Annotated in this window: 4 protein-coding genes; 3 read left to right on the top strand and 1 reads right to left on the bottom strand. The window is 42.4% G+C overall.

Going from position 1 to position 10,551, the window contains the following annotated elements; translation table 11 throughout:
- Window positions 1–20 precede the first annotated feature (20 nt).
- Entirely contained in the window at window positions 21–7,442 is a 7,422-nt protein-coding gene (locus tag VR862_RS14560; protein WP_324721749.1) for a DUF8693 domain-containing protein, read from the top strand.
- A gap of 50 nt (window positions 7,443–7,492) precedes the next feature.
- Here the strand turns inward: VR862_RS14560 and rsmG are convergent, their stop codons facing one another.
- The gene (gene rsmG, locus VR862_RS14555; RefSeq protein WP_324721748.1) at window positions 7,493–8,122 is read right to left on the bottom strand and encodes a 16S rRNA (guanine(527)-N(7))-methyltransferase RsmG; all 630 of its coding nucleotides are present in this window, start codon (window positions 8,120–8,122) and stop codon (window positions 7,493–7,495) included.
- Window positions 8,123–8,228: 106 nt separating this feature from the next.
- Between rsmG and VR862_RS14550 the strand changes: the two genes are divergently transcribed.
- Both VR862_RS14550 and VR862_RS14545 read left to right on the top strand, forming a co-directional pair.
- Window positions 8,229–9,329: a fatty acid desaturase family protein gene (locus VR862_RS14550; protein WP_324721747.1), complete on the top strand. Its 1,101-nt coding sequence runs from the start codon at window positions 8,229–8,231 to the stop codon at window positions 9,327–9,329.
- A 17-nt stretch (window positions 9,330–9,346) separates the two neighbouring features.
- Window positions 9,347–10,537 carry a pyridoxal phosphate-dependent aminotransferase gene (locus tag VR862_RS14545; protein WP_324721746.1) on the top strand — a complete coding sequence of 397 codons (1,191 nt, stop codon included), beginning with the start codon at window positions 9,347–9,349 and terminating at the stop codon, window positions 10,535–10,537.
- The last annotated feature ends 14 nt before the right edge of the window (window positions 10,538–10,551 follow it).

Raw genomic sequence — 10,551 nt, 5'->3', positions numbered from 1 at the left:
AGTTTCTAATAATTAGGCCTATGGAGAAAATTTTTACCTCTCTAAAACTTGCCGTACTATTTTTCACCCTGACATCTTCAGGGTTTTCCTATTGGAATTATCCGGCTCTTGAAACTTACTCCTATCCACAACCTGCTTCCCAAGTGACGGAAAATTGGTATGATTCTCCATTCGGGATATTTGCCATTGCTGTGGAGAACTGCACCACTGACAATGAAAAACCTGTTATTTCTCACAACGGGGATCAGAATTTGTCCAACGCTACCGGAACATGTGACGTTTTGTTCGAAGCAAGTGCTACAGCAACCGATAATTGCAGTGTCGGGGATCCTGTAGGTAGCAGAAGTGACGGTTTAGCATTGACGGCTGCCTATCCTGTAGGTACAACAATTATTACCTGGAATGTAACTGACGCCAATAATAATGACGCGACCCCTGCAACACAGACTATTGTGGTAACTGACAATGAAGATCCTGAAATTATAGTCGGAAATGCTATTTTAGAGACCACAGATGCAGGAGTTTGTACAGCTTCCATTGCCATTCCAAATGCTTCTATCAGCGACAATTGTAGCGGAAGCAGTCTTAGCTGGAGTATGAGTGGAGCTACTACAGCTTCAGGAACAAACCAGGTAGGAACTCACACCTTTAACCTCGGAACAACTACAATAAACTACATTGTGACGGATGCTGCCGGAAATACAACTCCAGGATCTCTTACAGTTACTATAGAAGACGATGAAGCTCCGGAGATCACTCTCGGAAATGCTATTTTAAAGACCACAGATGCTGGAGCGTGTACAGCTTCCATCGCCATTCCAGATGCTGTCTTTAGCGACAATTGTAGCGGAAGCAGTCTTAGCTGGAGTATGAGTGGAGCTACTACAGCATCAGGAACAAACCAGGTAGGAACTCACACCTTTAACCTCGGAACAACTACAATAAACTACATTGTGACCGATGCCGCCGGGAATACAACTCCAGGATCTCTTACAGTTACTGTAGAAGACAATGAAGCTCCGGAGATTACCCTCGGAAATGCTATTTTAGAAACCACAGATGCAGGAGTTTGTACAGCATCTATTGCCATTCCAAATGCTGCCTTTAGCGATAATTGTAGCGGAAGCAGTCTTAGCTGGAGTATGAGTGGAGCTACTACAGCTTCAGGAACAAATCAGGTAGGAACTCACACCTTTAACCTCGGAACAACTACAATAAACTACATTGTGACGGATGCTGCCGGAAATACAACTCCAGGATCTCTTACAGTTACTGTAGAAGACAATGAAGCTCCGGAGATTACCCTCGGAAATGCTATTTTAGAAACCACAGATGCAGGAGTTTGTACAGCATCTATTGCCATTCCAAATGCTGCCTTTAGCGATAATTGTAGCGGAAGCAGTCTTAGCTGGAGTATGAGTGGAGCTACTACAGCTTCAGGAACAAATCAGGTAGGAACTCACACCTTTAACCTCGGAACAACTACAATAAACTACATTGTGACGGATGCTGCCGGAAATACAACTCCAGGATCTCTTACAGTTACTATAGAAGACGATGAAGCTCCGGAGATTACCCTCGGAAATGCTATTTTAAAGACCACAGATGCTGGAGCCTGTACAGCTTCCATCGCCATTCCAAATGCTTCTATCAGCGACAATTGTAGCGGAAGCAGTCTTAGCTGGAGTATGAGTGGAGCTACTACAGCATCAGGAACAAATCAGGTAGGAACTCACACCTTTAACCTCGGGACAACTACAATAAACTACATTGTGACGGATGCTGCCGGAAATACAACTCCAGGATCTCTTACAGTTACTATAGAAGACGATGAAGCTCCGGAGATTACCCTCGGAAATGCTATTTTAAAGACCACAGATGCTGGAGCCTGTACAGCTTCCATCGCCATTCCAAATGCTTCTATCAGCGACAATTGTAGCGGAAGCAGTCTTAGCTGGAGTATGAGTGGAGCTACTACAGCATCAGGAACAAATCAGGTAGGAACTCACACCTTTAACCTCGGGACAACTACAATAAACTACATTGTGACGGATGCTGCCGGAAATACAACTCCAGAATCTCTTACCGTTAACGTAGAAGACGACGAGAAACCAGTCATCACTGCAGGTGCAGACATAACTATTTCCAATATTAGTGGACAATGTTATGCCGGAGTTTCAGGAGTTCAAGCTACTGCTACAGACAATTGCGGAGTAGGGAATCCTCAGGGCATAAGAAGTGACGGCGAGGCATTGAATTCTTCCTATCCTGTAGGAACAACCACAATTGAATGGACTGTTACTGATAACAACGGAAACGCTGCAACACCTGTAATTCAGACTGTAGTTGTTGAAGATAATGAACCTCCTGTACCTCCTCAACTTGAAGATATATTTTGGGGCTGTGAGTACACTTTTGAAATACCGACGGCCTTGGATAACTGTGACAATGTAATCACTGCAACTTACTCCGGTTCTAATACCTTTACCACATCCGGTTCTATTACCTGGACATTTACAGATGCTGCAGGTAATTCAAGTGAGGTGACACAAAATATCACAATTGATCCTGTAGGTATTGCAACCGTAGATGTACAGGATGTTCTGTGTAATGGGTTTGCAACAGGATCAATTACAGTTGCCGCATCAGGTGGAGTTGCTCCTTATACCTATGACTGGGGTAGTCTTGGAGCAGGTGACACTAAAACAGATCTTCCGGCTGGAACTTACTCTGTTAAAGCTTTCGACGCTAATGGCTGCGAGACTGAAACAATAAATGTGGTCATTGAGGAGCCGGACACTTTTGTGGATATCCAATCTGTTACCACAACTGCAGGATGCTATCAGCAAAATAACGGAACTGCAACGGTACAGGCTACGGGAGGTACCGGAAGTTATACATATTCCTGGAGTAACGGACAAACTACTCAGCAAGCAACAGGACTGGCTCCAGGCACACATTCTGTCGTCGTTACCGACAGCAATGGATGTTCTAAAGAAAGATCCTTTTCAATATCTCAACCAGAGGAGTTGATCGTTTCAGGATTTTTAACTACTGAAACCACGTTGTATGGTTCTGCCACAGGAACGGCTACTGCACAGGTTACTGGAGGAACCCCCAACTACAGTTTTTCGTGGTCGAACGGGCAAACGGGACAGACAGCACAAAACCTGACTGCAGGTACTTACACCGTAACTGTTACCGATGGGAACGGTTGTACTGCGACGGGAGTAGTTGAGGTTATTGATTCCTTAGTAGGGTACATTCTCCCTATTTCAGTTTGCGAAGGAGATGATATAATCAGGACGTCATACTTTGAAGTTGAAAATGGAGGTGCCATAGGTGGCACCCCGGGATATACCTATGAATGGAATTTCGGCGAAGGCGCTTCACCCTCCACAGCCGTGGGCAAAGGTCGTCACAAGGTAGAATATGAGACAATTGGAGATAAGATAATTACACTTACTATTCGGGATTCAAAAGGTAGAGAATTTGAACATACAGTTATACAGTACGTGGGAGGTTGCTTTGCAAATGATTGTGGTTCAAATGATCTTGGATTGGACAATTATTTTATTGGAGATAAGAACAAGAATAAGATTACTTCAGAAAATTGTGATACGACAGATGAGAAATATATTTATATTAATTTCCCCACTAACGCCACAAGATACTCTTTACAAATTGAGCTAATTTACTCAGTTCAGAATCTTGAAGACAATACCACTCAGACGTACAAGGTAAAGGATTGTTTCTTTAATAAAGCTGCAATTCCCCAGGTGGCGCAGACTTTCCAAATAGATTACACCTGCGGAGACATAGTGAAAATTGAAGGTATCTATCTTACATTCCAGAATAACATCCAAAGGGAATGTGGTACGACCGACAGCACTAATGGTAATGGCAATGGAAATGGCAACGGAAGTACTCCTAAATGTTTTTCGACGAACAATGAAGCTACGGTCGTTTCACCTCTCTATGCAGTTGCATTTGCTAACGAGTTACTATGCTTTGGAGCTTCTAACGGAACTATAACCTCACGAGCATCTGGGGGTCAACCAGCTTATCAATTTAGGGTAAAGAACTCTGAAGGAAATGTGGTGCGACCCTATCAATCAGAAAACATTTTTAATGGACTTCCTGCAGGACTCTATACTGTGGAGGTAATAGATACAGAAGGTACAGTTTTTCCAAGTCGTCAGGTAGAAATAACACAACCTGAGAACCCACTAAGCCTCGAACTTGTAAATTCAACAGATGTAACCTGTTTTGGAGGTGATAACGGTGAAGCTACAGTAATTGCATCAGGGGGAACCCCAGGAAGCTCAGGACAATATATCTATAGCTGGGAGAACATTGGTCAAACTACTGCTACAGCCACCAATTTAACTGCAGGAACCTATACTGTCAAGGTTTTGGATGCCAACGGCTGTGAAATTTCCTTAGATGTACTTATAGGAGAACCAGCCGAGCTTTTGGCAAACGCAGGTCCAGATCAAGTTCTGGAATGCGGAAATTTAAGCACCTCTCTAGCTGCTGTTTTCGAACCTGTTGTAGAAGATGGAGAGCCAGCTCCCCAGGGAACCTGGAGTATCGTAAATGGACCAGCGGGAGGGACAATTGAAAATGTAAATGATCCTAATAGCAGGTTCACCGGAAATGTGGGAACCTACACTCTAAGGTGGACGGTACCTTGCGGGACCACTGATGATGTGAAGGTATCCTTCAGTAGTTGTAGCACACTAGATTTTGATGGAATTAATGATCATGTGGTAGTGGGAGATAAATTCGACCTGCCGAGTGCCTTTACGCTAGAGGCATGGGTGAAACAGAGTGCTCAAAAAACTGCCGGTGTAAAAACGGTAATGTCAGAAACAGACCTTTCCGATCCTACCAAAGGTTTTGCACTTGTAGTAGATAATAATATACCTAAGTTCCGATGGAACGGAGGTGAGGTCTCTTCTAATTACCAGATTGGCACAGACAGGTGGTATCATATTTCAGTAATAATAGGCGGTCCTGATGCAGGTCTTTATGTGGATGGTATAAAAGTTTCAACAGATACGCCAGGCGCACCTTCCACCTCCACTTTACCTTTTATCATCGGTGCCTCTTATAATTCCAGCACTTCTGTACCTGAGAATTATTTCCACGGCTGGATCGAGGAGGTTAGACTGTGGAATAAGGCATTGACAAAGAACCAGGTAAGGTTTTTAATGAACCAGAGATTGAAAATTGGAAGTAATCCTTTGGAAGGGACCGCTTTGCCATTGGCAGCTCCAGGCCCTCTTGATTATTCACAGGACATATTGGCTTATTATCCTCTTATTGTAAGTGAAATTACAAATGGAACAACTATAGATAAAGGACCAAATGCCTACCACGGGAAAATGGTAAATATTACCACCCTTCAGCAAAATACTGCTCCTCTTCCCTATATCTCAGCAAAAAATGGAGCATGGACTGCAGATGACACATGGCTGCGTCCAGCCGTTTGGGACCATCCGAACAGTATAGGAGTGGATGGAAATACCTTTATCGACTGGAATATCGTAGTTACTAATCATAATATTACTTCTCAGGCCAAAGATATCACTGTTCTAGGTTTGAGGTCTGAAGCGGGAAGATTGACGATTAGTAATCCATCGGGTCCCCAGAATGAATTGAATTCAGGCCAGAGTCTTACCGTCACTCACTATTTAAAGCTAATGGGAGTAATTGACCTGGTTGGGGAATCTCAACTCCTACAAAGCGAAGGCAGTCTTCTAGCATCTACAAGTACCGGTTACCTTGAGAGGGATCAACAGGGAACGGCTAGCAGTTACAACTACAACTACTGGACCTCTCCAGTAAGCCCTGGTTTTAATGCTGCGTATAGCATAAAAGGAGTTATGAAAGATGGCACAATAACCACTTTCAGAGATCTAAGCTTTGGTAATCAGTATCACTTTGCCGATGGTCCCTATACCAATCCCCGGCGAGTGAGTAATTACTGGCTTCATAAATTTCATGGTACTGCAAACAATTATTTCTCCTGGAATCATATTGGAAGTACCGGAACCTTAAAAGTAGGTGAGGGATATAGCATGAAAGGGACATCCGGGTATGCCAGCAATGATGACCTACAGAACTACACCTTTGTTGGACTACCTAACAATGGGACCATTGAATTACCTATTAATCAGACCTCTGAAGGTGAAAATTATTTGGTAGGTAACCCTTACCCTTCCGCCATAGATGCAGACAGTTTTATATGGGATAATATCACCAACGATCCTTCAAGCAGCTCATTCAACGGAAGCCTTTATTTTTGGGACCACTTTGCCAAAACCGATCACTATCTTGAACATTATATCGGAGGGTATGCGGTTCTCAACATATCTGGTTCTGTAGAACCCGCCTCCTCAGTCGACAGTAGGATTGATAACAGTGATCCTTCTAGAACCGGAAGTAGAAGACCAGGGGATTACATTCCTGTTGGCCAGGCCTTTTTTGTTAATACTGTGACGGCTTATACTGGATCAGGAGTAGAAACCACGGGTGGAAACACCATTAAATTTAAAAATTCTCAAAGGATCTATAAACGTGAAGGAATAGATAAATCCAATGGGCAGGATCAGGTCATATTTTTCTCTGCCAATAAAAAAACTTTAAACACATCTACTTCTTCAGAAAATAAGGTTGAACAACAAAGAAAGATTTGGCTAAAATTTAAATCTCCTGCAGGTTATCACAGACAAATACTGGTAACAGCCGACAATCGATCAACGAATGGATTTGATCTCGGTTTTGACGCGCCATTAATTGACAATAACAAAGAAGATATGTACTGGTTAATGGGTAAGTCTGAGCTCGTTATCCAGGGAGTACCTGATTTTAATCTGGAGCGCATCCTGCCCTTAGGAATAAAAACAGCCGAAGGTGGAAAATTTATAATCACTATTGACGGCCTGGAAAATGTAGATACTAATTTTCCTATTTATGTTAAGGATATAGAGAAAGACACTTACCACAACCTACAGGAGTCAGATTTTACTGCAAAAGTAGAGAAGGGCAATCTTCACGAGCGATACGCCATAGTTTTTAGCAACAAGGAAGACCCTGAAGATCCGGGAGATGGCGAGGGTGATCTGGATAATGGTGATGGTGATGGCGATGGTGTGATTGTAATAGATAAACCTGAACAACCTCTTCCAACTCCTCCAGGTTTAGAATTACTATATTCTTCAAAGGATAAAGAGGTCGTTATAAAAAATCCTGAATTGTCACCTGTCAAAAAAGCGGTTCTGTATAGCTCATTAGGTCAGGAGATCTACACGTATAGGAATATTCAGGTAAAGACTGTTATTGAACTTCCAGTAGATCTTCCGGCCGCAGGAATGTATATCCTTAGAGTTTATACTGAAGATTCTACCCAGGCACTAAAATTCCTGGTAGACTGATTTCTTAACGATTAAGAAATAGGGCTCAAAAACGACGTTTTTGGGCCTTATTATTTTTTGTACTTCAGCGGAAGGTAAACTACCTTTTTTGTTTCGAAAAAGTCCTCTGCAAAATAATCAGGAAGGTCATAAATAACAGCATTTCGATATTCGGAGAGTTCCTTAGAAAGATCTCCGCCTTTTAAGTACAAAATTCCGTTTTTTAATTCATGTCGGCTTTCTTTGGCAATTTTGCCTTTGATCCAGTGAACAAATGTGGGCATCACAGCTACAGCCCGACTCACTATAAAGTCGTAATGCCCCGGCACTTCCTCAACCCTGGCATTCGTTGTGTGAACATTCTTTAAACCTAATCCTTCTACAACTTCATTTACCACCTTAATTTTTTTTCCAATGCTGTCTACCAGGTGGAAATTTGTTTCGGGATGAAGAATGGCTAAGGGAATTCCGGGGAAACCTCCACCGGTACCCACGTCCAGGATTGATGCTCCAGGCAAAAAGCGCTGAACTTTAGCAATTCCCAAAGAATGCAGCACGTGTCGAAGATAAAGCTCATCAATATCCTTTCTGGACACCACATTGATCTTTAAATTCCAATCTTCGTAAAGATCCTGCAGGTTAGAGAATTTATTTTTTTGATCCTCAGTGAGATCGGGAAAATATTTTTCGATGAGTTCCAAACTTCTTATTTTTCCGCAAAAGTAAATAATTTAAAGCAGTTAATTGTGAGCCGGTATACTCTCAAAGAATTATTATCTTATACCTTTGTAAATTATATATGATTTAATGAATACACCCACAGTACGTTTTTCGCGGACAGATTCCGCAAAATTTTTTAGAACCCTGAACAGTAGGGTAAATACTTATTTTAAAGAAAACAACCTTCAAAGGACAGGGAACTGGAAGTTGCATCTCAAAGCAATAGTCATGTTTTCCCTCTTCCTCACCCCATATTTCTTGATTCTCACCCTGGATATTTCTCAATGGTGGATGTTGCTTCTCACTATTGTAATGGGAACAGGAATGGCAGGAGTAGGAATGAACATTATGCACGATGGAAATCACGGCTCTTATTCCTCAAAAAAGTGGGTCAATAAATTGATGGGAAGTACCATATACATTTTGGCAGGCAATGTCTATAACTGGCAGGTGCAGCACAATGTTTTGCACCACACCTACACGAACATTCACGGCCACGATGAGGATCTTGATGCCGGAAGGATAATAAGATTCAGCAGACATGCAAAATGGCATCGCTTTCACAGATTTCAGCATTACTACTCAATTTTCCTTTACGGACTTCTTACCTTCAACTGGGCATTGACTACAGATTTCAAGCAAACTAAGAGATATCTCTCCAGGCAATTATCATACGGTAAAATGCCTAATCCTGTAAAGCAGTGGAGCATCTTAGCAATAACAAAATTAATTTACGTTTCGATCTGGATCGTGATCCCTATGCTGATCCTTTCCATAGCATGGTGGAAAATACTTATAGGATTTTTTATCATGCATTATACTGCCGGTTTAATCCTAAGTGTGGTATTTCAGCTGGCTCACGTTGTGGAGAAAACAGATATGCCGTTGCCCGACAATACGGGTTCAATTAGGAACACCTGGGCCATCCACCAGCTCTTTACAACAGTAAATTTCTCAACCAGGAACAAAATCGTTAACTGGTTCACCGGCGGACTCAATCATCAGGTGGAACATCATATATTTCCTAACATTAGCCACATTCACTATAGTAAGCTGTCAAAAATCGTAAAAGAAACAGCCAAAGAATGCCAGCTACCTTATAATGAATATAAAACCACAAGGGCAGCCATCGCTGCACATTTTCGTCACCTCCGGGAGATGGGAATGAAGCCTGCCGTTTCAGCATAAACATCAACCTTTTTTACATGTATCAACTATCTGACCGTATTAATAACATGTCTACCTCCCAAACTTTGGCCATGGCTGCCAAGACAAGGGAATTAAAGGCAGAAGGAAAAGACATTATCGGATTAAGCCTGGGAGAACCCGACTTCAACACTCCGGACTTCATTAAGGAAGCCGCAATCCAGGCCATTAATGATAATTACAACTCTTACACACCCGTAGATGGATATGTGGAGTTAAAAGATGCGATCATTCAGAAGTTCAAAAGAGACAATGATCTTACGTATGATCGCTCTCAAATAGTAGTTTCAACAGGGGCAAAACAATCCCTTGCTAACGTGGCAATGGTAATGCTAAATCCCGGAGACGAGGTGATCCTCCCCTGCCCTTACTGGGTGAGTTATGCTGAAATTGTGAAGTTGGCCGAAGGTGTACCCGTTGAAGTACCAACTTCGGTAGAATCAGATTTTAAAATGACACCCGAACAATTAGAAGCTGCTATTACTCCCAAAACAAAAATGCTCTGGTACAGCTCCCCTTCCAATCCCAGCGGAATGGTCTATAGCAAAGAAGAATTACGAGCCCTGGCAGATGTTCTGGTAAAGCATCCACAGGTTATTGTGGTAAGCGATGAGATCTACGAACATATAAATTTTGTTGGAGAACATGCTTCAATGGCACAGTTCGAAGACATGTATGATCGTGTGGTAACTGTTAACGGAGTTTCAAAAGCATTTGCAATGACAGGCTGGCGTATAGGCTACATAGGTGCACCTGCAGAAATTGCAAGAGCATGTAATAAAATGCAGGGCCAGATCACCAGTGGAGCTAATTGTATTGCCCAGCGCGCCGTCATTACAGCTCTTGAAGCACCGGTTAGCAAGATCCAATATATGATCGACCGGTTCAAGAGCCGGAGGAAACTTATCATCGACCTACTCTCAGATATCGAAGGATTTGCTATTACAGAACCCGAGGGTGCCTTTTACGTATTTCCCGATGTTTCACACTTCTTCGGAAAAACCATCAATGGCTATGAAATAAAAGATGCTACAGATTTTTCAATGTTTCTCCTTGAAAAAGCTCTTGTGGCAACAGTTACGGGAGATGCCTTCGGAAGCCCAAAATGCATCCGACTATCTTATGCTGCCAGTGAATCTGAAATAGAAGAAGTTATGAAGCGGATCAAAAATGCAATTTCTGAACAGTAATTTCTGAATGAAGT

This window comes from Salinimicrobium aquimaris, from assembly GCF_035607535.1.
Taxonomy (GTDB): Bacteria; Bacteroidota; Bacteroidia; order Flavobacteriales; family Flavobacteriaceae; genus Salinimicrobium.
The sequence above is the reverse complement of the archived record's forward strand: the minus strand, read 5'-3'. Positions and strand labels throughout refer to the sequence as shown.